At 64.4% G+C, this 25966-nt stretch carries 20 protein-coding genes; 14 read left to right on the forward strand and 6 right to left on the reverse strand.

All coding sequences use genetic code 11. The annotated features are described in order from the left end of the window. Nucleotides 1-248: 248 nt before the first annotated feature. From der to P5W99_RS06460, 10 genes are all read left to right on the forward strand, one after another. Nucleotides 249-1586 carry a ribosome biogenesis GTPase Der gene (gene der, locus P5W99_RS06415; RefSeq protein ID WP_421023742.1) on the forward strand — a complete coding sequence of 446 codons (1338 nt, stop codon included), beginning with the start codon at nt 249-251 and terminating at the stop codon, nt 1584-1586. A gap of 163 nt (nt 1587-1749) precedes the next feature. Further along, nucleotides 1750-1986, forward strand: a complete 237-nt coding sequence (gene hfq / locus P5W99_RS06420; protein ID WP_028210028.1) for an RNA chaperone Hfq — start codon at nt 1750-1752, stop codon at nt 1984-1986. A 74-nt stretch (nt 1987-2060) separates the two neighbouring features. Next, nucleotides 2061-3233 carry a GTPase HflX gene (gene hflX, locus P5W99_RS06425; protein WP_434662244.1) on the forward strand — a complete coding sequence of 391 codons (1173 nt, stop codon included), beginning with the start codon at nt 2061-2063 and terminating at the stop codon, nt 3231-3233. Nucleotides 3234-3340: 107 nt separating this feature from the next. Then, the gene (hflK, locus tag P5W99_RS06430) at nt 3341-4783 is read left to right on the forward strand and encodes an FtsH protease activity modulator HflK (RefSeq protein WP_434662246.1); all 1443 of its coding nucleotides are present in this window, start codon (nt 3341-3343) and stop codon (nt 4781-4783) included. Between the two features lie 12 nt (nt 4784-4795). After that, nucleotides 4796-5701 (forward strand): protease modulator HflC, encoded by a 906-nt coding sequence (gene hflC, locus P5W99_RS06435; RefSeq protein WP_434662248.1) that lies wholly within the window; start codon nt 4796-4798, stop codon nt 5699-5701. Nucleotides 5702-5748: 47 nt separating this feature from the next. Next, nucleotides 5749-5940, forward strand: a complete 192-nt coding sequence (locus P5W99_RS06440) for a DUF2065 domain-containing protein (RefSeq protein ID WP_035535019.1) — start codon at nt 5749-5751, stop codon at nt 5938-5940. Nucleotides 5941-6079: 139 nt separating this feature from the next. Next, complete coding sequence (locus tag P5W99_RS06445) at nt 6080-7231, forward strand: ATP phosphoribosyltransferase regulatory subunit (protein WP_421023746.1); 1152 nt, start codon at nt 6080-6082, stop codon at nt 7229-7231. A gap of 143 nt (nt 7232-7374) precedes the next feature. Then, complete coding sequence (locus P5W99_RS06450) at nt 7375-8721, forward strand: adenylosuccinate synthase (protein ID WP_421079380.1); 1347 nt, start codon at nt 7375-7377, stop codon at nt 8719-8721. A 37-nt stretch (nt 8722-8758) separates the two neighbouring features. Next, nucleotides 8759-9331, forward strand: a complete 573-nt coding sequence (locus P5W99_RS06455) for a phosphoribosyltransferase (RefSeq protein WP_413189228.1) — start codon at nt 8759-8761, stop codon at nt 9329-9331. 266 nt (nt 9332-9597) lie between these two features. After that, nucleotides 9598-11484 carry a potassium transporter Kup gene (locus tag P5W99_RS06460; RefSeq protein ID WP_421023748.1) on the forward strand — a complete coding sequence of 629 codons (1887 nt, stop codon included), beginning with the start codon at nt 9598-9600 and terminating at the stop codon, nt 11482-11484. Between the two features lie 118 nt (nt 11485-11602). Here the strand turns inward: P5W99_RS06460 and P5W99_RS06465 are convergent, their stop codons facing one another. Continuing rightward, a complete protein-coding gene (locus tag P5W99_RS06465; RefSeq protein WP_421079382.1) occupies nt 11603-13939 on the reverse strand; it encodes a Tex family protein in 2337 nt (778 codons plus the stop codon). 214 nt (nt 13940-14153) lie between these two features. On the opposite strand from P5W99_RS06465, the gene P5W99_RS06470 reads away from it, so the two are divergent. The 3 genes from P5W99_RS06470 (at nt 14154) to P5W99_RS06480 (ending at nt 17829) form a co-directional block, all read left to right on the forward strand. After that, entirely contained in the window at nt 14154-15125 is a 972-nt protein-coding gene (locus P5W99_RS06470; RefSeq protein WP_434662252.1) for a colicin transporter, read from the forward strand. 112 nt (nt 15126-15237) lie between these two features. Continuing rightward, on the forward strand, nt 15238-15471 hold the full coding sequence (locus P5W99_RS06475) for a DUF465 domain-containing protein (RefSeq protein ID WP_035531989.1): 234 nt from the start codon (nt 15238-15240) through the stop codon (nt 15469-15471). Between the two features lie 174 nt (nt 15472-15645). After that, nucleotides 15646-17829, forward strand: coding sequence for an ATP-dependent DNA helicase (locus P5W99_RS06480; RefSeq protein WP_434662467.1), 2184 nt, complete (start codon nt 15646-15648; stop codon nt 17827-17829). A 249-nt stretch (nt 17830-18078) separates the two neighbouring features. Here the strand turns inward: P5W99_RS06480 and P5W99_RS06485 are convergent, their stop codons facing one another. Both P5W99_RS06485 and P5W99_RS06490 read right to left on the reverse strand, forming a co-directional pair. Beyond that, on the reverse strand, nt 18079-18348 hold the full coding sequence (locus P5W99_RS06485) for a hypothetical protein (protein WP_421023752.1): 270 nt from the start codon (nt 18346-18348) through the stop codon (nt 18079-18081). A 231-nt stretch (nt 18349-18579) separates the two neighbouring features. Beyond that, entirely contained in the window at nt 18580-19854 is a 1275-nt protein-coding gene (locus P5W99_RS06490; protein WP_421079385.1) for a JmjC domain-containing protein, read from the reverse strand. Nucleotides 19855-19886: 32 nt separating this feature from the next. Between P5W99_RS06490 and P5W99_RS06495 the strand changes: the two genes are divergently transcribed. Beyond that, nucleotides 19887-20432, forward strand: coding sequence for an FKBP-type peptidyl-prolyl cis-trans isomerase (locus tag P5W99_RS06495; protein ID WP_421023753.1), 546 nt, complete (start codon nt 19887-19889; stop codon nt 20430-20432). Nucleotides 20433-20515: 83 nt separating this feature from the next. Here P5W99_RS06495 and P5W99_RS06500 read toward each other — a convergent pair whose 3' ends face one another. From P5W99_RS06500 to lplT, 3 genes are read right to left on the reverse strand one after another with little or no spacing between them, the layout of a single operon-like run. Further along, entirely contained in the window at nt 20516-21814 is a 1299-nt protein-coding gene (locus tag P5W99_RS06500) for a hypothetical protein (RefSeq protein ID WP_434662255.1), read from the reverse strand. A 49-nt stretch (nt 21815-21863) separates the two neighbouring features. Continuing rightward, nucleotides 21864-24566 (reverse strand): DNA mismatch repair protein MutS, encoded by a 2703-nt coding sequence (gene mutS / locus P5W99_RS06505; RefSeq protein WP_434662257.1) that lies wholly within the window; start codon nt 24564-24566, stop codon nt 21864-21866. Nucleotides 24567-24600: 34 nt separating this feature from the next. Next, entirely contained in the window at nt 24601-25950 is a 1350-nt protein-coding gene (gene lplT / locus P5W99_RS06510) for a lysophospholipid transporter LplT (RefSeq protein WP_434662469.1), read from the reverse strand. Nucleotides 25951-25966: the final 16 nt, after the last annotated feature.

Here is a 25966-nt window from a genome sequence, read left to right on the forward strand (position 1 = left end):
GCTTTCCTCGGGCCGGTTGGCGGGGATGGGGCGCACCGATGTTGGGCCCCGATGGTCGCCCCTTGTCAGGCTGGGAATCCCGCTCGACGGCACGGCACGTGCCGGAACCCCTAAGGGCTCATCCAGCGGGCGCGCGACCCAATTCGTGATAATTTGCAACTATTGCAGCTCTGCAAGCCTGAACGCAGACGCTTGCCGCGCGATGCGCCGGACGTGCCGACGCCGCGCCTTACCGTAGAAAAGATCAGATGAAACCCGTAATCGCCCTAGTCGGGCGCCCCAATGTGGGGAAATCCACGCTCTTCAACCGGCTCACGCGTTCGCGCGATGCGCTGGTGGCCGATCTGCCCGGCCTCACGCGCGACCGCCATTACGGCGAAGGGCGGGTGGGCGATCGCGCCTATCTCGTGGTCGATACCGGCGGCTTCGAACCGATCGCGAAAGACGGCATCCTGCACGAAATGGCGCGTCAGACGCGCCAGGCGGTGGAGGAAGCAGACATCGTCGTGTTCATCTGTGACGGCCGCAATGGACTCGCGCCGCAGGACAAGCACATCGCCGATTACCTGCGCAAGACTGGCCGGCCGATCTTTCTCGTGGTCAACAAGGCCGAAGGCATGAAGTACAGCGCCGTCGCGGCCGACTTCTACGAGCTTGGCCTTGGCGACCCGCGCGCGATTTCCGCGGCGCACGGCGACGGCGTAACGGAGATGATCAACGAAGCGCTCGATCAGGCCTATGCGGATCGTCCGGAAGCGGGTGACGAGGACGCCGGCAAGCATGGCATCAAGATCGCGATCGTCGGCCGCCCGAACGTGGGCAAGTCCACGCTCGTGAATACGCTGATCGGCGAAGACCGCGTGATTGCGTTCGACATGCCCGGCACCACGCGCGACTCTATCTATGTGGATTTCGAGCGGGGCGGCAAGAAGTACACCTTGATCGACACTGCGGGTTTGCGTCGCCGCGGCAAGGTATTCGAGGCCATCGAGAAGTTTTCGGTCGTGAAGACGCTACAGTCGATTGCCGATGCCAACGTGGTCATCCTGCTGCTCGATGCGCGCCAGGAAATCTCTGATCAGGACGCGCATATCGCCGGCTTCGTGGTGGAGCAGGGGCGTGCGCTCGTGGTGGGCGTGAACAAGTGGGACGGCATGGACGACCACGCGCGCGAGCGCACCAAGCACCACTTGCAGCGCAAGCTGAAGTTCCTCGACTTCGCGGAAATGCGCTTCATCTCGGCGACCGAAAAATTCGGCATTGGCCCGCTGATGCGCTCGGTGGACGAGGCGTATGCCGCGGCAATGTCCAAGCTTCCGACCCCGCGCCTGACACGCGCCCTCATCGAAGCGGTGGAGTTCCAGCAACCGCGCCGTCGTGGCCCTGTGCGTCCGAAGCTGCGCTATGCGCACCAGGGGGGACAGAACCCACCCATTATCGTGATTCACGGCAATGCACTCGATGCGGTGACTGAGACCTACAAGCGCTACCTGGAGAACCGCTTCCGGGAAACTTTCTCGTTGACCGGGACTCCATTGCGCATAGAGTTTCGCTCTTCGACGAATCCCTACACTGAAAAAAGTTGAGCTGCGTTCGTTACCGCGCGCAAGTGCACTGTTGGGCCTCCTGGCCAGACGGTGTGGAGGGGTGCGGTGGAACGAGAATCAGCTATAGTGTAGCGATTGGCGCCGGATTTCTTTTTCTTCGGCGCCAGTTTAGTTAAACCTGCAAAAAAATACGGAGTTTGCTATGAGCAACAAAGGGCAACTGTTACAAGACCCGTTTCTGAACGCGCTGCGCAAGGAGCACGTGCCTGTTTCGATCTATCTGGTCAACGGCATCAAGCTTCAAGGGAACATTGAATCGTTCGACCAGTACGTCGTGTTGCTCCGTAATACGGTTACGCAAATGGTTTACAAGCACGCCATTTCCACGGTGGTCCCGGCGCGTCCGGTGAACTTCCACCCGGACGCGGAAGCGTCCTGATCCTCGACGCGGCCGGTCCGGAGCGCCCCGCTGGCGCTTGCGGCCCGGCCGCTTTCATTTTGATATCTGCTAATTTGATCAACGCCGCACTCGTCGGCATCGACTTCGGCAAGACCGACTTCGAAGCCAGTCTCGAAGAACTCAGCCTGCTCGCGAAGAGCGCGGGCGCCTCGCCCGCTGTCACGCTTACCGGGCGCCGCTCCAGCCCGGACGCCGCCATGTTCATCGGCAGCGGCAAGGCCGAGGAACTGCGTCTCGCCTGTGAAGCGAACGACATCGAAATCGTCATTTTCAATCACGCGCTTTCGCCTGCCCAGCAGCGTAATCTGGAGCGTGCGCTGAATCGCCGCGTGGTGGATCGCACGAGCCTCATTCTCGACATCTTCGCGCAGCGCGCGCGCAGCCACGAAGGCAAGCTCCAGGTCGAACTCGCGCAGCTTCAATATCTCGCCACGCGCCTCGTGCGCGCATGGACTCACCTTGAGCGCCAGAAGGGCGGTATCGGCCTGCGCGGTCCCGGCGAGACTCAGCTCGAAACCGACCGGCGGCTGATCGGCGAGCGCATCAAGATGCTGCAGGGCAAGCTCGCCAAGCTGCGTCGCCAGCACGGCACGCAGCGGCGTCAGCGCGAGCGCACGCGCACGATGTCGGTTTCGCTGGTCGGTTACACCAACGCGGGCAAGTCCACGCTGTTTAACGCGCTCACCAAGGCGCAGGCTTATGCGGCCGACCAGTTGTTCGCGACGCTCGACACGACGTCGCGGCGCGTGTGGCTTGGCGACGAGGTCGGCCAGATCGTGTTGTCGGACACCGTCGGCTTTATTCGTGAATTGCCTCACCAGCTCGTTGCGGCGTTTCGCGCAACGCTGCAGGAAACCGTGCAGGCCGACTTGCTGTTGCACGTGGTGGACGCGTCGAGTTCCGTGCGGCTCGATCAGATCGACCAGGTGAACGAAGTGCTGCACGAGATCGGCGCGGACACGATTCGCCAGGTGCTGGTGTTCAACAAGATCGACGCCGTGCCAGAACTGGCGGCCCGGGGCGGGACGGTCGAGCGGGACGAGTATGGTAATATTTCGCGCGTCTTTTTGAGCGCGCACACGGGCGTCGGAGTGGATGCGCTGCGCGCCGCCATCGCCGAAATCGCGACTGCCGAGCCGCTCGCCCAGCCGTCGCAGTTCCTCGCCGCCGACTGGAGCGCGGCGCCGCACGAACAACCCAGCAGGGAGCCCGAACTCGGCCGCTGAACGCTATCGGAAAGCGCCTCGCGGTGCGTCCGAACGGCGGACTGAAGTGCGCCGACGAGGTATTTCCACGCACATGACCCGCTGTCTACTCTGGTGAACGAACACAGGTGAACGATTACAACAAGCGGACTGGCTGGCAGCGCGCGAGCGCCATTTTCTCGTTGAACGACCCGCGTTGGGGCCGTGGCGAGGGCAATGGCCAGCGCACCGACGACGCACGGCGTCCGTCGGGCAACAACGGCGGCGGCAAGGGTGACGGCCCCCCCGATCTCGACGAAATGTGGCGCGATTTCAATCGCCGGTTGTCGACGCTCTTCGGCAAGAAGGGCAACAAGGGTCCGGGCGGGCTCGGGCCTCGACCGGACAACGGCCGCAATGCGCGCATCGGCGTGGGTATCGTGCTTGGCGTGCTGATCGCCATTTATGTGGGCAGCGGTGTGTTCGTCGTCCAGGAAGGGCAGGCCGGCGTCGTGCTGCAGTTGGGTCAGTATCGCCACACGGTCGGTCAGGGCGTGCACTGGCGTTTCCCGTTCCCGTTCCAGTCGCAGGAAATCGTGAATGTCGGCCAGATCCGCAGTGTCGAGATCGGTCGTAATAATCTCGTGCGTCCGGCGAATGTGAAGGACGCCTCGGTGCTTACGCACGATGGCGATATTCTCGATGTGCGTTTCACCGTGCAGTACCAGGTCAAGCAGCCTACAGATTACCTGTTCCATAGCGCCGACCCCGACCTTGCCGTGAGCCAGGCCGCGCAGGCCGCCGTGCGCACCGTGGTGGGCGCGCGTAGCACCCACGATCTGCTCTATGCGGACCGTGAACCGATTCGCGCGCAGCTTGCCGATTCGATCCAGCATGCGCTGGACGTCTACAAGACAGGGCTTGGCGTGGTCGGCGTGACGATTCAGGGCGTTTCGGCGCCCGATCGCGTGCAGGCCGCCTTCGACGACGAGACGAAGGCGCGCCAGGAAAGCGAGCGTGCGAAACGTGATGCGCAGGCCTACGCCGATCAGTTGCTGCCGCGCGCGCAAACCGAGGGGGCGCGTGTGATCGAAGACGCCAAGGCCTACAGCGACCGCGTGGTGGCGAAGGCGCAGGGCGACGCGCAACGCTTTAACAGCGTCTACGATCAATATGCGAAAGCGCCGGCCGTGATTCGGGAGCGCATGTATCTGGACACCATGCAGCACATCTACTCGAATACGACGAAGGTGTTCGTCGACAGCAAGTCAGGCAATAACGTGATCTATCTGCCGCTCGACAAGATCGTCGACGCGACGCGTCAGCGCGCTGCGGCTGCAACGGGCGCTCCTGGCACGGACGCCGCGCCGGCGAGCGGTGCATCAGATGCAGCGAGCGCCGCAGCCGCGCCTGCGGCAAGCAGCGACGCGCAGCCGCATAGCACGCAGCAAGGTGCGCAGCAGGGCGCGCAATCCGCGCCGCGGAGCGCGGCACCGGCGCCGTCTGCGAGCGAAGCGGCCCAGGCGGCCAGCGATGCTTTCCGTTCGCGCGACGCCCTGCGTTCGCGCGGCCGCGAAGACGATGTGCAATAACGGAGCGCCGACATGAACAAGATCATTGCGTTCGTCGTCGCCTTCGTGGTGGTGGTGCTAGTGGCGTCGTCGGCGGTGTTCGTCGTCGATCCGCGCCATGTTGCGGTGGTATCCGCCTCGGGCGGCGCCAATGCGACGCTCGCGGGCCCGGGCCCGCACGTGAAGCTGCCGCCGCCGTTTCAGACCGCCACGCTCATCGACACGCGTATCCAGGCGTTCGATGCGCCCGATGCTGACCGTTACACGATGGCGGACAAAACCGAGCTGCTCGTGAACCCGGTCGTGCGTTACCGCGTGGCCGATCCGCTCAAGCTTTTCGCGGCCACCAAGGGCGACCCGCAGACCCTCGCGGACCGGCTCGCGCCGCTTTCGCGCGATGCGCTGTCGAGCGCGTTCTCGAAGGTCGATTTGAGCGAAGCTCTTGCACAGCAGGAGGCGATCGCCAACGGCGCGCGCGACGCCCTCAAGGTGGCTGCGGCGCCGCTCGGCATCGATGTGATCGACATCGAGCTCACGCGCATCGACTATCCGGCGGAGCTTGCCGAGGTGGTCTACAAGCGCATGAGCGCCGCGCGCGAGCAGGCCGCCGCCGAGCAGCGCGCGAAGGGCGCTGCCGAGGCGCAGAAGATCAAGGACGCAGCCGAGCGCCAGCAGCAGGCAGCGCTTGCCGATGCGAACAGCCAGGCGCAGGCCATCAAGGGCGAAGGTGACGGCAAGGCTGCCGCAATCGCCGCGCAGGCGTATGGCCGCGATCCGGACTTCTATCGCTTCTATCAAAGCATGCAGGCGTACCGCGAAAGCTTCAAACCGGGCGACGTTGTCGTGGTCGATTCCTCGAGTGACTTCTTCCGCTTCATGCGCAGTCCGAACGGAGAGGCGCAGCCGGCTCCCGCTGCTGCTGCGCCGCGCAAACATTAAACAAACGAGACACGGGCGCCGCGCACCTGCGCGGCGTGTTTTTTCGCATGAACATAGCTGGTTCCCTGTTGCTCGCGATCGCGTTGATGCTGATTATCGAGGGCATGTTCCCGTTCGTCTTTCCGGCGGCCTGGCGCGACACGTTTCGTAGAATTGCGGAACGGCCGCCGCATCACATCCGGATCGGCGGGCTGATCGTGATGGGGCTCGGGCTCGTGTTGCTGTTGCTCGCTACTTGAATTCAAGGCTCATGCCTCGCGGCATGCGCCGTTTCTATCGTTCGGCCCGCGCATCAGGCGCGCGTTCGCGCTCAGGCCCTGCGGCTGGCGCGTTCCGCCGCCGCGTGGCCCTTATCGCTGTAGTTGTAGGATTGATTCGATGTCGACCTGGTTACTTCCCGAGAATATCGCCGACGTGCTGCCTTCCGAGGCACGCAAGATCGAAGTGCTGCGCCGCAGCCTGCTGGACCGCTTTCGCGCCTATGGCTACGAGATGGTCATGCCGCCGCTGCTCGAGTATCTCGAGTCGCTGCTGGTGGGCAGCGGGCGCGATCTGAACCTGCGCACCTTCAAGCTCGTCGATCAACTGTCGGGCCGCACGCTCGGACTGCGCGCGGACATGACGCCGCAGGTTGCGCGTATCGACGCGCATTTGCTGAACCGCCAGGGCGTGACGCGCCTGTGCTACGCCGGCAACGTGCTGCACACGCGCCCGCGCGGCCTGCACGCCACGCGCGAGCAGATTCAGATCGGCGCGGAAATCTATGGCCATGCGGGCCTGGAGGCCGACCTCGAAATCCAGCAATTGATGCTCGACGCGCTGCGCCTCGCGGGCCTCGCGAAGGTGCGCCTCGATCTTTCGCACGCGGGCGTGCTCGCGGCGATCTTCGAAGCCGATCCCGCCGCCGCGGCGCTCGGCGATGCTTTGTATGAAGCGCTGGCTGGCAAGGACGTGCCGCATCTGGCGGAACTCACCGCCGCTCTGCAGCCCGTGTCGCGCGACGCGCTGCGCGCGCTGCCGTCGCTGTACGGCGACGCCAGCGTGATCGACGAGGCGCGCAAGCGCTTGCCGGCGCTGCCCGGCATAGCGCGCGCGCTCGACGACCTCGCGTTCCTCATGGGCGAGATCGAGGGTGCGGAACTGATGATCGACCTCGCCGATCTGGGCGGCTACGCGTATCACAGCGGCGTAATGTTCTCTGCCTACGTAGACGGCGTGCCCAACGCGGTCGCGCGTGGCGGGCGTTACGACAAGGTGGGCGAGGCGTATGGCCGCGCCCGCGCGGCGACGGGTTTTTCGCTGGATCTGCGTGAAGTGGCGCGTATTTCGCCGGTCGAGGCACGCAGCACCGCGGTGCTCGCGCCGTGGGCCCACGACGAGTCGCTGCGTGCCGCGGTCGCGGCGCTGCGCGATGCCGGCGAGGTCGTGATCCAGGCACTGCCGGGCCACGAGCACGACATGGACGAATTCGCCTGCGATCGCGTGCTCGTCGAGCGCAACGGCGCGTGGGTGGTCGAGGCGCGCGCCTGAGTCGCAGCAAGGGAGCCGGGACGGCACGCGGTCTGCACGCATGCCGTTGAGCGCAAAAGGAAATCCTGGGAATTTTGGGAAAAAATGGCGGCCTTGCCGCCGAACCCAGGTAGAATACGTTTTTAACCAGCTAACGAAACACCATGTCTGCCAGCGCAGTGAATGTAACCCCGGGGCGCAATGTCGTCGTCGTGGGCACCCAATGGGGCGATGAAGGCAAGGGCAAGATCGTCGACTGGCTGACGGACCACGCGCAAGGCGTGGTGCGTTTCCAGGGCGGCCACAATGCCGGTCACACTCTCATCATCGGCGGCAAGAAGACCATTCTCCGGCTGATCCCCTCGGGCATCATGCGCGCCGGCGTCGCCTGCTACATCGGCAACGGCGTGGTGCTCTCGCCCGAAGCCCTGTTCAAGGAAATCGGCGAACTCGAAGAAGCGGGCATCGACGTCCAGAAGCGCCTCTTCATCTCCGAAGCCACCACGCTCATCCTGCCGTATCACGTCGCCATCGACCAGGCGCGGGAAGCCAAGCGCGGCGCCGCGAAGATCGGCACGACCGGCCGGGGCATCGGTCCGGCTTACGAAGACAAGGTGGCGCGCCGCGGCTTGCGCGTGCAGGACCTGTTCGAGCCGGAAGTCTTTGCCGAGCGCCTGCGTGAGAACCTCGACTATCACAACTTCGTGCTCACCCAATACCTGGGTGCGCCCGCGGTCGATTTCCAGCAGACCCTCGACACGATGCTCTCGTATGCCGAGCGTCTGAAGCCGATGGTCACGGACGTTTCGCGTCGCCTTTACGACGTGAACTGCCAGGGCGGCAACCTGCTGTTCGAAGGCGCGCAAGGCACGCTGCTCGACATCGATCACGGAACCTATCCGTACGTCACGTCGAGCAACTGCGTTGCCGGTGCGGCGTCGGCGGGCGCGGGCGTGGGCCCGCAGCAGCTCAACTACATCCTCGGCATCACCAAGGCGTACTGCACGCGCGTCGGCGCGGGCCCGTTCCCGAGCGAACTGTACGATGCCGATAACGCTGACCGTCAGGAAGAAGTCGGCCTCACGCTCGCGAAGGTGGGCAAGGAATTCGGTTCGGTCACGGGCCGCCCGCGCCGCACCGGTTGGCTCGACGCCGCCGCGCTGCGCCGCTCGATCCAGATCAACGGCGTGACGGGCCTGTGCATCACCAAGCTCGACGTGCTCGACGGCCTCGACGAAGTGAAGCTGTGCGTGGGCTACAAGGTCGACGGCAAGGATGTCGATATTCTGCCGCGCGGGGCGTCGCAAGTGGCCGCATGTGAGCCGGTCTACGAAACGTTCGAAGGCTGGAAGGAAAGCACCATCGGCATCACGCAATGGGATGCCCTGCCCAAAAGCGCGCAGGCGTATCTGTCGCGTGTGCAGGAAGTGGCGGGCGTTCCGGTCGACATGGTCTCCACGGGCCCCGATCGCGACGAAACGATCCTGCTGCGTCATCCGTTCAAGGCGTAAAGACGCAGAAATAAGCAGAAACAAGGTAGATGCAAAAATGATTCAGATGATGGACCCGCGCAACGACGAAAAGAATCTGTGGGTCGGCTGGGATGAGTATCACCGGCTGATCGAGCTGCTCGCGCTTTCGGTACACGATTCGCGCTGGAAGTTCGACCAGATCCTGTGTCTTGCTCGGGGCGGTTTGCGCGTGGGCGACCAGCTCTCGCGCATTTACGACTTGCCGCTCGCGATCCTCGCGACGAGTTCGTACCGCGAAGCGGCGGGCACACAGCAAGGCGATCTCGACATCGCGCAGTACATCACGATGACGCGTGGCGAGCTTTCGGGCAACGTGCTGCTCGTCGACGACCTCGTCGACTCGGGCGTCACGCTTGCGCGTGTGCAGGAGCATCTCAAGGAACGCTACCCGGCCGTGACCGGTGTGCGCTCGGCGGTGCTCTGGTACAAGGGCTGCTCGAAGGTGAAGCCCGACTACTTCGTTCAGCATTTGCCGACTAATCCCTGGATTCATCAGCCGTTCGAGGAGTGGGATACGGTGCGTCCCCACAATCTCGGCGCATGGATCAAGCGGGGTCTGCAGCAGGCCCAGCAGGATGCGCAGAAGTAAGCGTCTGTAAGCCGCTGACATTACCGCGATACCCCTCCGGAACGGAGCCTTTCAGGCTCCGTTTTTTTATGCGTCGCGCGCTTTTCGCGCTATTGCCGTACGCACAGGCCAACCACGATACACGACCCGGTTGGCGCAGCTGGGGGCCATGCTAAACTCCCGCGGGACAGGCAGGCGTCGCGGGGTCACAACGATCACTCGGGTTTCGTCCGCAGCCAGTTTAGAATAGCGCTCGTTTTTTCCGCCTCAAACGGATTTCCGCGTATATGACAACTAGCACGCACGTGGCAAAGCAGCCGCTACCGACACTCGCAGTAGCGGCTATCGGCGTGGTGTTCGGCGACATCGGCACGAGTCCGCTGTATGCGCTCAAAGAAGCGTTCAGCCCGGCCCACGGCATTCCGCTCAACAACACCTCCATCCTCGGCGTGATCTCGCTGCTGTTCTGGGCGATCATCATCGTCGTCAGCGTCAAGTACGTGCTCTTCGTGATGCGGGCCGACAACAACGGCGAAGGCGGCGTGCTCGCGCTCATGGCGCTTGCCATGCGCTCGTTCGACCGCAAGAGCAAGTCCGCGGTGGTGCTGACGGCGCTGGGCATCTTCGGTGCGTGCATGTTCTACGGCGACGCCGTGATTACGCCCGCCATCTCGGTGATGTCGGCGGTCGAAGGTCTCGAGATTGCGGCGCCCAAGCTCTCACATCTCGTGCTGCCGCTCACGATGGTGATCCTCATTGCGCTGTTCTGGATCCAGCGGCACGGCACTTCGCTGGTAGGGCGCCTGTTCGGGCCGATCATGGTGCTCTGGTTCGTGACCATCGGCGTGCTCGGCGTTTCGCGCATCGTTCATGCGCCTGGCGTGATCGCCGCGCTTAATCCGTATTACGCGGTCACGTTCATGGGCGCGCACCTGCTGCAGGCCTATGTGGTGTTGGGCTCGGTCGTGCTGGTGTTGACCGGCGCCGAAGCGCTCTACGCCGATATGGGCCACTTCGGCGCCAAGCCGATTCGCTACGCGTGGTACGGGCTCGTGATGCCCTCGCTCGTGATCAACTATTTCGGCCAGGGCGCGCTCCTGATGCAGGACCATCGCGCAATCGAAAATCCGTTCTTCCTGCTTGCGCCGGAATGGGCGCTGCTGCCGCTCGTGGTGCTGTCGACGGTGGCGACCGTGATTGCGTCGCAGGCCGTGATTTCGGGTGCGTACTCGCTTACGAGTCAGGCGATTCTGCTCGGCTACGTGCCGCGCATGAAGGTGCTGCATACGTCCGATCTCGCCATCGGCCAGATCTATGTGCCGGTCGTGAACTGGATGTTGCTCGTCATCATTCTGTGCATTGTCGTGGGCTTCAAGAGCTCCGATAACCTCGCTGCCGCGTATGGCATTGCCGTGACGGCAACCATGGTCATCACTACCATGCTCGCGAGTGTCGTGATGGTGAAGGTTTGGAAATGGAACGTCTGGCTCGTGACGTTCATCATTGCGTGTTTCATGATCGTCGACCTCGGCTTCTTCGGCGCGAACCTGCTGAAGGTCGAGGAGGGCGGCTGGCTGCCGCTCAGCATCGGCGCGCTGCTGTTCTTCCTGCTGATGACGTGGTTCAAGGGACGCATGATCGTCAAGGAGCGCACTGCCGCTGACGGTATTCCGCTGATGCCATTCCTGCAGGGGCTGCTCGCGCATCCGCCGCACCGCGTGTCCGGCACGGCCATTTATCTCACGGGCAGCGACACGCTCGTGCCGGTGAGCCTGCTGCACAACCTCAAGCACAACAAGGTGCTGCACGAGCGCACGATCTTCCTGACGTTCCGGATTCGCGACATTCCTTATGTTGCCGACTCGGAGCGCGTGCAGATCAAAGATATCGGCGGTGGCTTGTATCTCGTGAAGGCCGACTACGGTTTCAATGAAACGCCGGACGTGAAGGCGGTGCTCGAAGAGATCGGCCGCAGAGAGAGCACGTCGTTCGAGATGATGGATACGTCGTTCTTCCTGGCGCGTGAAACGGTCGTGCCCACGCAGTTGCCGGGCATGTCGATATTCCGCGAGCGCGTGTTCGCGTGGATGCATCAGAACGCCGCGAAGCCGACCGACTTCTTCAGCATTCCCGCCAACCGCGTGGTTGAACTGGGGACGAAGATCGAGATTTAAAGTTTCGATCGTTGCGTAAACAACAAAAAAGGCACCACTGCGGTGCCTTTTTTGTTGTTACCTGTTGCGAAGCGCGGCGCGGGGCTTCGCAGTTCCCGCGCCACCCCGCGCTGGCGCGTTAGCGCTTGAGTTTCGCGAAGGCCGCCGCCATTGCGCCTGCCGGTTCCGCGTCGCGCGAGCGCTGGCCGCCGCGGTTCGCATTGCTGCCGCGCTGATCGCGGTTGCCGCCATTGCTGCTGGCGCCGCTGCGTTGTGCGGCGCTTGCCGGATCGTCGTCCATGCGCATCGTGAGCGCGATGCGCTGGCGCTTCACATCGACGTCGAGCACCTTCACCTTCACGACCTGGCCCGCCTTCACAACTTCGTGCGGGTCCTTGATGAACTTCGTCGACATGGCCGAGACGTGCACGAGGCCGTCCTGATGCACGCCCACGTCGATGAACGCGCCGAACGCCGCCACGTTGGTCACGACGCCTTCGAGCACCATGCCTGGCACGAGGTCGGACACCTTTTCGACGCCTTCACGGAAGGTCGCCGTCTTGAACTCGGGGCGCGGATCACGGCCCGGCTTTTCGAGTTCCGAGAGGATGTCGCGCACGGTCGGCAGACCGAAGCGCTCATCGACGAACTCGGCCGGCGAGAGACCCGAGAGCGCCTCGCGGCTACCGAGCACGTCGCCGATAGTGCGCTTGATCTTCGCGAGCATGCGCTCGACGACGGGATACGCTTCGGGGTGCACCGACGAGCGGTCGAGCGGATTCTCGCCGCCGTTGATGCGCAAAAAGCCCGCGGCCTGCTCGAAGGTTTTGTCGCCCAGACGCGGCACCTTCTTCAGATGATCGCGTGAGGGGAAGGGGCCGTTGGCGTCGCGGTAATCGACGATATTGCGCGCGAGCGTCGCGTTCAGACCCGACACGCGCGCAAGCAGCGCCACCGATGCGGTATTGGCGTCGACACCCACGGCGTTCACGCAGTCTTCGACCACGGCGTCGAGCGAGCGCGCCAGCTCGCGCTGGTTCACGTCGTGCTGGTACTGGCCCACGCCGATCGCTTTGGGCTCGATCTTCACGAGCTCGGCGAGCGGATCTTGCAGACGCCGCGCGATCGACACCGCGCCACGCAGCGAGACGTCGAGCTCGGGGAATTCCTTCGCTGCCAGTTCGGACGCCGAATAGACCGAGGCGCCGGCCTCAGAGACCACGATCTTTTGCAGCTTGAGTTCGGGATGCTTCGAGATCAGTTCGCTCGCGAGCTTGTCGGTCTCGCGCGAGGCCGTGCCGTTGCCGATGCTGATGAGCTCGGCCTGCGTTTGCGCGGCGATGCGCGCGAGCTTCGCGAGCGAGCCGTCCCAGTCGCGGCGCGGCTCGTGCGGATAGATCGTATCGGTGGCGAGCAGCTTGCCCGTGCGGTCGACGACGGCGACCTTCACACCAGTGCGCAGGCCCGGATCGAGGCCGATCACGGCCTTCGGGCCGGCGGGCGCGGCGAGCAGCAAGTCCTTGAGGTTGCGCGCGAACACGCGGATCGCTTCGGTTTCGGCCTGCTCGCGCAGGTTCGTGAGCAGCTCGTTTTCGATGTGCGGCTGCACCTTCACACGCCAGCACCAGCGGCAGACGTCGGAGAGCCATTTGTCGGCAGGACGGGCTTGGTTGGCGATGCCGAAGTGACGCGCGATCATCGCTTCGCCGGGATGCGGCACCTGCGCGTCGAGCTCGCCGCCGAGGCCGAGCTTGACCATCAGCACGCCGGCGTTGCGGCCGCGAAAGAGGGCGAGCGCGCGGTGCGACGGCACCGTCTTGATTGTTTCCGAGTACTCGTAGTAGTCGCGGAACTTCTCGCCTTCCTCGTTTTCCTTGCCCTCGACCACGCTCGAAATCACGACGCCCTGGTTGTACAGCCAGTCGCGCAGCTTGCCGAGCAACTCGGCCGTTTCGCCGAACTGCTCCGAGAGGATGTCGCGCGCGCCGTCGAGCGCGGCCTTCACGTCGGCGACGCCCTTTTCGGCGTCCACGTACTGCGCGGCTTCCGTTTGCGGGTCGAGCAGCGGATTGGCGAGCAGCGCGTCGGCGAGCGGCTGCAGGCCGGCTTCGCGCGCGATCTGCGCACGCGTGCGGCGCTTGGGCTTGTACGGCAGGTAGAGGTCTTCGAGCACCTGTTTGCTGTCGGCGGCCTCGATGGCGGTGCGCAACTCGTCAGTGAGCTTGCCCTGTTCTTCGATGCTCGCGAGGATCGCGGCACGGCGGTCTTCGAGTTCGCGCAGATACAGCAGCCGTTCCTCGAGCGTGCGCAGTTGCGTATCGTCGAGATTGCCCGTGACTTCTTTGCGGTAACGGGCGATGAACGGAACGGTCGCTCCTTCGTCGAGAAGCTGGACGGCGGCCGCCACCTGACGCGGTTGAACGGTCAGTTCGCTGGCGATGCGCTGGACGATCTTGAGTGCTACGGTTTCCGTCATAGAGTCTGGATATTCCTGCGAGGATCGGTTTGCGGTCCCGGGTTCGTAATCCTGGGTTTGCGGCCGGATAGCCGGGCGGCGACGTCAAGCGAGCGAGCGCCCGCCGGCTGGTGGAGCGGGGCATTTTGCCATAAATGGCGGGGCGCTCAACTCGGGGGGTGTTAGAATTTCAGGCATGTTCCGTTGCCCTCAGAAGACGTTGATACCATCCCGTTTGACACAAATCCAGCCCGACGCGCGCGAACGCGCAGCATGGCGGACCACCGCCCGAGCGGCGGCCTGCGCTGTCGCATTGCTGGCGACGGCGAGCGTTCCGGCCCTCGCGCAAGAAGTGACGGCCAGCGGCGCGCAAGACACGCGCCCGGTCGAAGTCGGCGGGCCAATCGAGGGCGCGGGTGCGGCGTCGGCAGTGGAATCGGCGCACGCGCCGGGTGCGGCGTTGGGGGCTGCTCCGGGTGCAGCGGCGGTGGCCACGGGCGCAACGGCTCCGGATGCCGCCGCGAGCAATGGCTTCGCCGAGCGGCAGAAGGTTCTTGACCGGCGTACTGCGGAAAACAATTACCAGTACGCCGTCGCGCAGCACAATTGCTACGACACGTTTTTCGTGAACCACTGTCTTGGCAAGGCGCGTGATGCGATGCGCGTCGTGCAGGCGGATATCCGCCGCGAGCAGTTGACGCTCGACGAAGAGCAGCGCGCAGACAATGCGCGCCGCCGCGACGAGCAGGCGGCGTTGCAGCGGGCGAAGGACCAGGCCGACGCGCCACAACGCGCTGCGAATGAGGCAGCGAGTGCGCAGGCCTATGAAGACAAGCAGCGTCAGCACGCGCTCGCTCAGGCGCAGCGTCAGGCAGAAGCGCCGCAACGTGCCGCGAACGAGCAGGCGTTTCAGGAGAAGCAGCGCCAGCACGCGGTGCAGCAGGCACAGCGCGAGGGCGGGCAGGCTCAGTCGCAACGTGCGGCCAACCAGGCCGCATACGACAAGAAACAGTCGGATTATCAGCAGCAACTGGACGAAGCTCGCCGCGAAGGCCAGCAGAAGGCGCAAGAGCGTGCCAAGAAAGCTGAGCGCTTCCAGCAGAAGCAGGAAGAGGCGGCGAAGCATAAGGCTGATGTGGAAGCACGTCAGAAGCAGGCGGCCGAGAAGGCGCAGCAGCAACAGCAACAAAAACCGCAGAGCCAGTAGAACTGAAAGGCCTCCAGCGGTACCAGGCAGCACCCCGCTTTTTCAGCCGGACAGCAACCTCAGGCGTGCGACCTTTCGCACGGCGTGCGCCGATCATGACGAGGAGGCGAGCATGCGCGAGCATCGTGAAGTCAAGGGCGAGGTCCTTCGTGACCGCATTCTGCAACTGGAATCGGAACACGACGATCTCGACCGTCTGATCGAGAGGATGTGCGAGACATCGGACTACGATGATCTCGAATTGCAGAAGCTGAAGAGGCGCAAGCTCAAGCTGAAGGACAACATCATCCTGCTGCAACTGCAGCTGGAACCCGATTCAACAAAGACCTCGAACGGGCACGCCTGATTCCGGGTCCTGGCAGGCGCCGGGGCGCGGCTGTAGTCGGGCCGCGCTCCGAGGACCGAGCAGGAACCGCTTGCCTTGAATTCAACGAACGTTTCCCGATCCCGTCCCGCGCGCGAAGGCGGCGCGCAGGAGGGGGACGCACGCGCCACCCATTTATCATCGGCTGCACCTGCATTGAGCGCGCGCCGCGGCGCCGAGCTCGAAGAGCTCTTCGCCGCCAATGGGTTGCTCGCACGCGAGATCGATGGCTATCGCCCGCGCGCCGCGCAGATCGAGATGGCGCGCGCCGTGGCCGCAGCGATGGAAGCCGCTGCCCAGGCCTTGCCGGAACCGGCGATGTTCGAGGCGCAGTCGCGTCCCGCACGGCGTCTCGAGCGTGGTGCACCGGTCCCCGCGCAGGATCGTGCCGAAGATGCCGCGCGTGCAGCCACCGAGTCCGGCGACAACACGCTGATCGTCGAAGCGGGGACCGGCACCGGCAAAACCTACGCCTATCTCGTGCCGGCCATGCTGTGGGGCGGCAAGGTAATCGTCTCGACGGGCACCAAGCACTTGCAGGACCAGCTATTCGCTCGCGATATTCCAACGGTGCGTGACGCGCTCGCCGTGCCCGTGAGCGTGGCCATGCTCAAGGGCCGCTCGAATTATCTGTGCCACTATTATCTGCAGCGCACGGCCGACAATGGCCGCTTGCCGTCGCGCCAGGAAACGGCGTATCTGCAGGAGATTATCCGTTTCGCGAAGATTACGCGTTCGGGAGATAAGGCCGAGCTCGCGAGCGTGCCGGAAACGGCCGCGGTCTGGTCGATGGTCACCTCCACGCGCGACAACTGCCTGGGTCAGGAGTGCCCGAACTACAAGGACTGCTTCGTAATGCAGGCGCGCCGCGAGGCACAGCAGGCCGACATCGTTGTCGTGAATCACCATCTGTTCTTCGCCGACATCATGCTGCGCGACACGGGCATGGCCGAGCTTCTGCCGAGCGCCAACACGATTATCTTCGACGAGGCGCACCAACTGCCCGAAACCGCCACGCTGTTTTTCGGCGAGACGCTTTCGACTGCGCAGTTTCTCGAACTCGCGCGCGATTGCGTGGCTGAAGGCCTGAGCCATGCGCGCGATGCGGTGGAGTGGGTGAAGCTCGGGGCGGCGCTCGAACGCGCGGCGCGCGATGTGCGGCTCGCATTCAAGGAAGATTCGCTGCGCGTGTCGATCACGCAGTTGCCGGAGGATCATCCGCTCTTCGACGCGCTCGATGCCTTGCAAACCGAGCTCGACGCGCTCGCTGCCGCACTTGCGGGGCAAGCTGAGCGTGCGGAATCGCTGGGGGTGTGCCTGCGCCGCGCGCGCGAACTCCAGGGCGTGCTGGCCGGGTGGGTAGCGCCAGCCGCGTCCGGTGACGCGTCGTCGCGCGTCGCGCAGGCTGCCAGCGGTGCTGACCAGCCCGACGCTCCAGGTGACGCCGCAAGCGAGTCCAGCGCCGACGATGAAAAGGTCCGCTGGGTCGAAGTGTTCTCGCACACGGTCCAGTTGCACGAGACGCCGCTTTCGGTGGCGCCCATTTTCGCGAAGCAGCGTGCGGGTGTGCCGCGCACGTGGATCTTTACGTCGGCGACGCTTTCCGTGCGCGGCGACTTCACGCACTACGCGGCGCAGATGGGCCTGAGCTCGCGGCGCTCGATGACGTTGCCGAGCCCGTTCGATTATCCGCAGCAGGGTTTGCTGTACGTGCCGCGCAATATGCCGCAGCCGTCGTCGCCGCAATTCACCGACGCGGTATTCGACGCCGCGCTACCCGCCATCGAAGCGTCAGGGGGCGGGGTTTTCATGTTGTGCACGACCTTGCGCGCCGTCGACAAGATCGCCGGGAAGCTGCGCGACACGATCGAGGCGCGTGGCTGGAATACGCCATTGCTGGTGCAGGGCGATGCGAGCCGTACTGAATTGCTCGAACGCTTTCGCGCGTATGGCAACGCGATCCTGGTGGGCAGTCAGAGCTTTTGGGAAGGTGTCGATGTGCGGGGCGATGCGCTGTCGCTCGTCGTCATCGACAAGCTGCCGTTCGCGCCGCCCGACGATCCTGTGCTGGCCGCACGCCTCGACGCGCTGGCGAAGAAGGGCTTGAGCCCATTCGCCGTTCATCAACTGCCGCAGGCCGTTATCACGCTCAAGCAGGGCGCCGGGCGCCTGATTCGTGCGGAGACCGATCGCGGCGTGTTGATGATCTGCGACACGCGCCTCGTGGACAAGCCTTATGGGCGGCGCATCTGGCAAAGCTTGCCTCCGTTCAAGCGCACGCGCGAGATCGAGGTCGTGCGGGCTTTCTTCACGGGCGAGGAAGATCAGGGCGCTCAATGACGCTGCCGAGCGCGCGTCGTGTAATTTCCGCTTGCATATGCGCAACGGTCGTTACATGCGTTGCGCATATGTCTGTGTGCTGACATGACGTTAAGTGATCGAGAAGATACAAACAAAAAGGCCACGAACCTGGGTTCGTGGCCTTTTTGTTTGCCCGCCGCGCATCTGACGAGGCCATCAGACTGCCCGGCGGTTCGCTTCGATGCTCGCTGAAGCCGGAGCTTCGGGCGAGCATCTCGCGAATGCAGCTTACTGGCTTGCGCCCGAAGCCGGAGCAGCAGCGCCAGCGTCCGAAGCAGCAGCGGTAGCCGAAGCAGCAGCGTCGCTCGCAGCAGCCGTAGCGTCGCTCGCAGCAGCAGCGGCGCCCGAAGCAGCAGCGGCTGCGTCCGAAGCGGCAGCAGCCGGTGCCGAAGCAGCAGCAGCATCGCTAGCCGGCGCAGCAGCTTGGTCGCTGCTCTTGTTGCACGCAGCCAGTGCAACAGCTGCCAGCAGGGATGCTACGAGGAGGGATTTCTTCATGATCACGTCCTTTTATGGTTAAAGGTAAGCAACAGCGCAAAATAATACCGGTAATGTGCCCCAACACCGACCTGAGCCGCTGGTGGAGATGCACTGCAAGAGCGTGAATCTTCCCTACGGCCTGGGCGGAAATTATAGGCACTTTCGTATCGACCGTCGACAAATCCGGGGACAATACGTTGTCTTTCTCATACAAGCACTATATTAGTACGGTATAACAGTCCGAAGCGCTTACGCAAGCACCCCGAGCCGTAACCAGCCCGCACAATACCATCCGTGTAGCAACGATGTCACACACGAATCGTGTGAGAGTGTTACAAAGCGTTTCCCATCCAGAAAGCGGTTGTCGGCCAATGCCGGCAGCCATTTTCTCACTTCTTTGAGCAAGTACTGCTCCCCGTTCAGGTAATACGACCGCGCATCGTAAAGCAGGATTGTCCTGCGGTCGAGTCTTATCCCATTTTTCGCGGCGCGCGCAACAAAACGCGCTTCGTCCAGCGGTTTCTCGGGAGCGTCGAATACCACATTCGATTTCGGTTCCGAAAGCCAGGAGCCGACGAACGAAGATACATCCGCTCCGTCCCATCGCACTTTAGCAAGCACGGCCGAGACGCGCTCCACAAGTGCCGGGGGCAGTTGTGCCGCATGCAACACCGCTGGCTGGTCAGGGTCGCGGTAGAGCGTGGGGTTGCCTGCGCTGCTGTTCGCATCTTTGTCTTTGCCCGAATTCCGGCCAGCGGCGCCGTTTGCGCCGCGCTCGGCCAGCCAGTAGAGAAACTGGCTCGTGAGTTCCGTCGTGGAAGGCGAACGAAAGCCGATCGAGCAGGTCATGCATTCGCCCTCGGCCACGCCGTCGTGCGCGATGTGCGGTGGCAAGTACAGCATGTCGCCCGGCTCCAGCACCCATTCCTCTTCGGGTTCGAAATTCGCGAGGATCTTGAGCGGCAGCCCTTCCTGCAGCGACAGGTCGCGCTGTGCGCCGATGCGCCAGCGCCGCTTGCCATGCACCTGCAGGAGAAACACATCGTACGAATCGAAATGCGGGCCGACACCGCCGCCGTCGGAGGCGTACGAGATCATCAGGTCGTCGAGGCGGGCGTCGGGTGCGAAGCGAAAGCGTTCGAGCAGCGCCCGCGCGCGGTCGTCGTGCAGGTCCGCGCCTTGCACGAGCAAGGTCCATTGACGCGTCTTCGGTGTCGGCAGTTCGTCGGCGGCGAACGGGCCATGCTCGAGCGCCCAGCGCTTGCGAAAATGCGTGATGAGGCGGGATTCGACGTCGTCCTGGTCGGCCAGCGCGAAGAGTTCGTCGCGCGAGAGTGGCGCGGCGATGCCGGGTATCGCCTGGCGGATCAACAATGGCTTTTTCTGCCAGTATTTCTTCATGAACTGCGCCGGACTCAGGCCGCCAAGCAGTGGCGTGGGCGTATCGGGCGCGGGACATGCCAGGGAGGAGGGGGCGCGTCGCTTGCGGGCGTCCTCCGGGTGGTCTGGGGACCGCTTGGGCATCGTATAATGTGGTCTGTAATCTGGAGGATCGAATGAAAATTGCAAAGGACACCGTCGTGTCGGTCGCTTACAAGCTATCGGATGCGCAGGGCAATCTGATCGAGGAAAGCGACGAGCCGATGGTCTATCTGCACGGCGGCTATGATGGCACGTTCCCAAAGATCGAGGAAGTGCTGGACGGCAAGGAGCCGGGCTTCGAGACCCAGATCCAGCTTGAGCCTTCCGACGCTTTCGGCGAGTACGATCCCGAACTCGTCAAGATCGAGCCGCGCAACCGCTTCCCGGAACCGCTCGAAGTGGGCATGCAGTTCGAAGGCACGCCCGAAGAGGGCGACGACGATCTCGACACGCTCATCTACACCGTCACCGACGTTGCAGAAGACAAGGTCGTGCTCGACGGCAATCACCCGCTAGCGGGCATGGCGCTGCGCTTCGCGCTGTCGGTCAAGGAAGTGCGTCAGGCGACCGAGGATGAGATCGAGCACGAACATGCGCATGGCGCGGACGGTCTCGAAATCGCCGATGAGGACGATGACGAAGACGGCGACGAAGCCACCTCCAAGCCCACCCTGCATTGACCGGGCAACGCGCCGGTAGTGACCGGTAGTGACTGCTGGCGCGTTTTGCTTCGAGTCCCGGTTCGTTTCTCGCCCCGTCGCGTTCATGGCGCCGTGCGCTGTGAAGGCCACGCGGGCATCACCGTTCCCGCGCTCGCGCCGCCTGGCGCACCCATGTCTCCCGCCTGATTTGCACCGCTCGCGCCGTTTGTGCCATTCGTGCCGTTTTCGGCGGGCGCCTGTTGCATCCCGGGAATCTCCGTCACGTCGGGCATCGACGATATTTCGGGCATTTCCGGCAACGCGGGTTCGCTGCTGCCACCCTGCAGAAGAGCCGGCGGTTGAGGCGGCAGCAGCGGCAGGTGCCTGGGCACCTCATGCACACTCACGCGCAGCGGTGTGCGGCGCGCCATATCCGCATCGATTTGAAGCCACTGCGTGAGCGGGTCGTGCAGCGAGAATGCAATCCGCGTGACGTTAGCAATCCTGATTCCTTTCTCGTTGCGCAAGGGCTGATCGATGGCGAAGCCACGCGCGAGCTTCGTCGTTTCCGGATGCACGAGGATCACCGGGCCCCGGAACGTTTCCGCGAGCTTCGTGAGACTGTGCCGCAACTCGGTGTAGCCGTCGCGTGGCGTGCGGCGAAAACGTAGCCATGCAAAGCGGTCCTTGCGCTCGTACTGCTCGGGCATCGCATCGCCCTGCATGAAGATGACGATGGCACGCGCATTGCGGCGGCGCGCAAACTCGGCTGCATGCTCTAACCAGAAACCGTTGGCGATCACGCGGTCTTCGAATTCGCCGTTGCGGCCGCCGGCGTTCAGAAAATGATTGTTGCCGTCGGGCGCATTCAGTGCGATGAACACCGTGTCGCCGAGCTGCCAGCGTGTATTTTCCCGATAAGGCCGAAAACGCGAGACCTCGCTTTCGCGCGTGAGCGTGAGAGGGGATTGGCCGAGCGAATTGGTTTCGGTGAGAAAATTCTGGCGCAGGAAATCGAGCCGCTCGACAGGATCGTAGCCGCCTGCGCCAGCGCTGCCGCAGGTGCTCCAGTCGCGCCGGCCCGGCACGAACACGAGCGGTGCGCGCGAGGCGTCGAGCAATGCGCGGCGCCGGTCGTAGAGGCGATCCGTGCATGTCTCGTGCGGCCCTTTGAGATTGCCATCGTAAACGACGAACGAAATCTGCGGATCGCGGCCGATAGCGTCGATGAGGCGCTGAAGCGTGGCTTCGTCGCCCGGCTCGGTGACGACGTTCGCGACGACGGCGAACGAGTAGCGTGGTGAAGACGAAGAATCTTGCGCTCGCGCGGCGAGGGACAGGCCGAACAGCGCCAGGCAGACGAGCGCGCTCTGTAGTCCGCGACGCGGTGAAATAGTGACACCCGGAGCAACACCTCGCACGCCGCCCCGGCCATGTCGAAATGGCCGGGGCGGCGTCGCGAGGCGACGCTCAGCGTTTGCCGTCCGGCGCGGTGGCCAGTTCATGCAGTTCGTACAGCAGATCGAGCGCATCGCGCGGTCGCAACTCGTTCGGATCGAGCGCGCGCAGCCGCTCGGCGACGAGCGCGGCGCCCGGGTCGGCTGCTGCCGGTGCGTCTTCCACGTACGGTTGCGTGTCGAAATCGTCGTCTTCGGCAGCGGCGGGGGCGGCGAACAGGTCGAGCTGCGGTGTGGGCTGTCCGGCCGAGAGCTGCTCCAGATACACGAGGTGCTTGCGCGCCGCGCGGATCACCGGGTTGGGCACGCCCGCAAGTTGCGCGACCTGGAGCCCGTAGCTCTGGTTGGCGGGGCCTTCGCTCACGGCGTGCAGGAACACGATGCCGTGTCCGTGCTCGACCGCCGACAGATGTACATTGGCTGCCTGCGCGAACTCCGCGGGCAACTGTGTGAGCTCGAAGTAGTGCGTCGCGAACAGCGTATGGCAGCCATTGCTCGTGAGCAGGTGCCGCGCGATGGCCCATGCGAGCGCGAGGCCGTCGAAGGTTGACGTGCCGCGGCCGATTTCGTCCATCAGCACGAGGCTTTGCGGCGTGGCGTCGTTGAGGATGGCGGCGGCTTCGGTCATTTCGACCATGAAGGTCGAGCGGCCGCCCGCGAGGTCGTCGGCGGCGCCGATGCGCGTGAAGATGCGGTCGATCGGGCCGAAGCGCGCGCGTTTTGCCGGCACATAGCTGCCCACGTAGGCGAGCAGCGCGATGAGCGCTGTCTGGCGCATGAACGTCGATTTACCGCCCATGTTCGGGCCGGTGATGAGCAGCAGCTTGCGCTCGGCGCTCAGGGTGCAGTCGTTGGCGATGAACTGCTCGACCTGCGCCTCGACGACAGGGTGGCGACCCTGTTCGATCTCGATGCTGGGCGCTTCGGTGAATTCCGGCGCATTCCAGTCGAGTGCGCGCGCACGTTCGGCGAAGGCCGCGAGCAGGTCGAGCTCGGCGAGCGCTGCCGCGACGCGCTGGCAATCGGGAATGAAGGGCAGTAGTGCCTGGAGCAGCGCGTCGTAGAGCGCCTTCTCGCGTGCGAGCGCGCGCTCCTGTGCGGAGAGCGCCTTGTCCTCGAATGCCTTGAGCTCGGGCGTGATATAGCGCTCGGCGTTCTTGAGCGTCTGGCGGCGGCGGTAGTCGTCGGGCACCTTGTCGGTCTGGCCGCGCGTGACTTCGATATAGAAGCCGTGCACCTTGTTGTATTCGACCCGCAAATTGCCGATCCCGGTGCGTGCGCGCTCGCGCGCCTCGAGGTCGATCAGGAACTGGCCACAGTTCTCGGACAGGTTGCGCAGTTCGTCGAGTTCGGCGTCGTAGCCGGTCGCCATTACGCCGCCGTCGCGCACCATGGCGGCTGGCTCGGGCGCGACCGCGCGCTGCAGCAGGTCCGCGCACTCGCCGGGCGGCACAAGCCCTTCGACGATGTGTGCGAGCGTGGCCGAAGCGCCGCTTGCTGCGGCGACCTGCTCGCGCAGCGCAGGCAGATTGGCGAAGGTGTCGCGCAAGCTCGACAAATCGCGTGGGCGTGCCGAGAGCAAGGCGAGGCGCCCCGTGATGCGCTCGACGTCGGCGATCTGGCGCAGCGCGCCGCGCAATGCGTCGACGCTGGCGGGCGGCGGCGCTTCGAGCAGCGCGCCGATGGCCTGCTGGCGCATCTGTGCGATGCCCGCGTCGCGCGGCGGATGGTGGAGCCAATGCCGCAGCAGACGGCTGCCCATGGCGGTGCTGCACGTGTCGAGCAGCGAGCACAGCGTGGGTGATTCGGTGCCGCGCAGCGTTTCGGTCAGTTCGAGATTGCGGCGCGTGGCCGGATCGAGCCCGATGTATTCGGAATCGGCTTCGACCTTGAGGCTGCGCACGTGGCGCAACTGCTGGCCTTGCGTGGCGGCCGCATACAGCAGCAGCGCGCCGGCCGCGCCGCATGCGCTGGTGAGAGCCTGCGCGCCGAAACCGTCGAGGCTTGCGACGTCGAGCTGGTCGCACAGGCGCTGCTTGCCCGAGGTGACGTCGAAGTGCCAGGCCGGCACGCGCGTCAATGCTCCGCCTGAGCCTGCGCCGGTTCCAGCGGGCGGCGCCCAGCCCGAGGATTCCGCCGGCATTTCCGCGACGAGGATTTCCGCGGGACGAATGCGCTCGAATACCGCCGCGGCCTGTTCCGGCGCGACTTCGGCGAGACGCAGCGCGCCGCTCGCGAGGTTCAGCCACGCGAGCCCGACGTTGACCGTCACGCCGCGCCGGTTGTGACCCGGGCAGACCGCCATCAGGTAGACGTCGTTTTTATCGGAAAGGAGTGCGGCGTCGGTCAGCGTGCCGGGCGTGACCACGCGCACGACCTTGCGCTCGACCGGTCCCTTCGAGGTGGCCGGGTCGCCGATCTGCTCGCAGATCGCCACCGACTCGCCGAGCTTCACGAGCTTCGCGAGATATTGCTCGACGGCGTGATGCGGCACGCCCGCCATCTTGATCGGATTGCCCGCCGACGCGCCGCGCTGCGTGAGCGTGAGATCGAGCAGGCGCGCGGCTTTCTCGGCGTCTTCGAAGAACAGCTCATAGAAGTCACCCATCCGGTAGAACACGAGCGTGCCCGGATGGTCGGCCTTGATGCGCAGGTACTGCTGCATCATGGGAGTGTGTTGCGCGGTGTCGCTGGCGCTGGCGGTGTGTGTAGCCATCCTCGGTGTCTTGCTAAGGGTTCAGGGCGTGAGTTTAACCCGCGTCGCGCTCGTGCGAACCTGGCCGGACGGCCTGGTGCGCGCGAGGCCCGTCGACGAGCGCCTGCATGTCGTTCGTGCGTGCGTTTGCCTCACTGCGCCGCATCGCGAGCCCGATCATCGCGGCGACGAACAGGCCGAACACGACGATGATCCACTGCACCGGCATCCTTGCCGTCAGCAGCAGCGCGTAGGCGCCGAGCATCAGCAGCACGGCGAGATTCTGGTTGAAGTTCTGCACGGCGATCGAATGGCCCGCTGAAAGCAGCGTCGCGCCACGATGCTGGAGCAGTGCGTTCATCGGCACGATGAAAAAGCCCGCGAGCGTGCCGAGCAGCACCATTAGCGGATACGCGAAGAGCAGGTAGAAGGGCATGACGAATGCGCCGACGCGCACGCCTTCGCCCGCCGGAAAGAGCGCCTTGCTGTAGAACGCCATCGCCACGGCCACCAAGCCGCACAGCACGCCCACCGGCAGCACACGCAACGACGCGCGCAGCGACACCCAGGCGGCCGCGGCCGCCGCGCCCAGCGCGATGCCGAGCCCCGTCACGCCTTGCATTACGGCGGCCTTCGAGAGCGACAGGCCGAGATTCGCATCGGCCCATTTGAGCACGAGCAGTTGCAGCGTGACGGCGGCGCCCCACATCAGCGTCGTGACCCATAGCGCGATCTGCGCGAGCTTGTCGGCCCACAGCACATTGAAGCAATGCACGAAGTCGGACACGAGGCGGCCCGGCTCCCTGAGCCGGTTCTCGTAGCGCGCGCCGGTGTCGGGAATGCCGATATTGATGAGCGCGGCGAGCGCGTAGGTAAGCATCACCGCGAGCATCGCGAGATCGGCGGCCGTCCGGATGAATGGCATCGGATGATGGGCGACGAAGCGTTCCGCGTAAGTAGAGACGAGCGCACCGCCCAGCATCGTGCCTGCGATCGTCGAGAGCACGGTGGCCGATTCGAGCCACGCGTTCGCCGCGACGAGTTTTTCGGCAGGCAGCAATTCTGTGAGGATTCCGTACTTTGCGGGCGAGTAGGCCGCCGCGCCGAAGCCCACCACGCCATAGGCGATCATCGGGTGCGCGCCCGCGATCATCAGCAGGCAGCCGGCAGCCTTTAGCGCGTTCGAGACGAACATTACGTGGCGCTTTTGCAGCGCGTCGGCGAACGCGCCGACGAAGGGCGCAAGCAGCACGTAGGAGATCGTGAAGAAAATCTGCAGGAGCGGCGTGACCCAGGCCGGCGACGAGATCACCGTGAGCAGCGCGATTGCCGCAATCAGAAGCGCATTGTCGGCGAGCGACGAAACGAACTGCGCGGCGATGATCGTATAGAAGCCTTTCTTCATCGCGGGGAAGAGCTGT

Origin of the sequence: Paraburkholderia sp. A3BS-1L, assembly GCF_051125215.1 — a bacterium.
GTDB lineage: Bacteria > Pseudomonadota > Gammaproteobacteria > Burkholderiales > Burkholderiaceae > Paraburkholderia.

Excerpts from the sequence above, each read along its gene's own strand:
- der (WP_421023742.1), top strand. The coding sequence starts at position 249 with ATGAAACCCGTAATCGCCCTAGTCGGGCGCCCCAATGTGGGGAAATCC.
- hfq (WP_028210028.1), top strand. The coding sequence starts at position 1,750 with ATGAGCAACAAAGGGCAACTGTTACAAGACCCGTTTCTGAACGCGCTG.
- hflC (WP_434662248.1), top strand. The coding sequence starts at position 4,796 with ATGAACAAGATCATTGCGTTCGTCGTCGCCTTCGTGGTGGTGGTGCTA.
- P5W99_RS06440 (WP_035535019.1), top strand. The coding sequence starts at position 5,749 with ATGAACATAGCTGGTTCCCTGTTGCTCGCGATCGCGTTGATGCTGATT.
- P5W99_RS06445 (WP_421023746.1), top strand. The coding sequence starts at position 6,080 with ATGTCGACCTGGTTACTTCCCGAGAATATCGCCGACGTGCTGCCTTCC.
- P5W99_RS06450 (WP_421079380.1), top strand. The coding sequence starts at position 7,375 with ATGTCTGCCAGCGCAGTGAATGTAACCCCGGGGCGCAATGTCGTCGTC.
- P5W99_RS06455 (WP_413189228.1), top strand. The coding sequence starts at position 8,759 with ATGATTCAGATGATGGACCCGCGCAACGACGAAAAGAATCTGTGGGTC.
- P5W99_RS06460 (WP_421023748.1), top strand. The coding sequence starts at position 9,598 with ATGACAACTAGCACGCACGTGGCAAAGCAGCCGCTACCGACACTCGCA.
- P5W99_RS06465 (WP_421079382.1), bottom strand. The coding sequence starts at position 13,939 with ATGACGGAAACCGTAGCACTCAAGATCGTCCAGCGCATCGCCAGCGAA.
- P5W99_RS06475 (WP_035531989.1), top strand. The coding sequence starts at position 15,238 with ATGCGCGAGCATCGTGAAGTCAAGGGCGAGGTCCTTCGTGACCGCATT.
- P5W99_RS06485 (WP_421023752.1), bottom strand. The coding sequence starts at position 18,348 with ATGAAGAAATCCCTCCTCGTAGCATCCCTGCTGGCAGCTGTTGCACTG.
- P5W99_RS06490 (WP_421079385.1), bottom strand. The coding sequence starts at position 19,854 with ATGCCCAAGCGGTCCCCAGACCACCCGGAGGACGCCCGCAAGCGACGC.
- P5W99_RS06495 (WP_421023753.1), top strand. The coding sequence starts at position 19,887 with ATGAAAATTGCAAAGGACACCGTCGTGTCGGTCGCTTACAAGCTATCG.
- mutS (WP_434662257.1), bottom strand. The coding sequence starts at position 24,566 with ATGGCTACACACACCGCCAGCGCCAGCGACACCGCGCAACACACTCCC.
- lplT (WP_434662469.1), bottom strand. The coding sequence starts at position 25,950 with ATGAAGAAAGGCTTCTATACGATCATCGCCGCGCAGTTCGTTTCGTCG.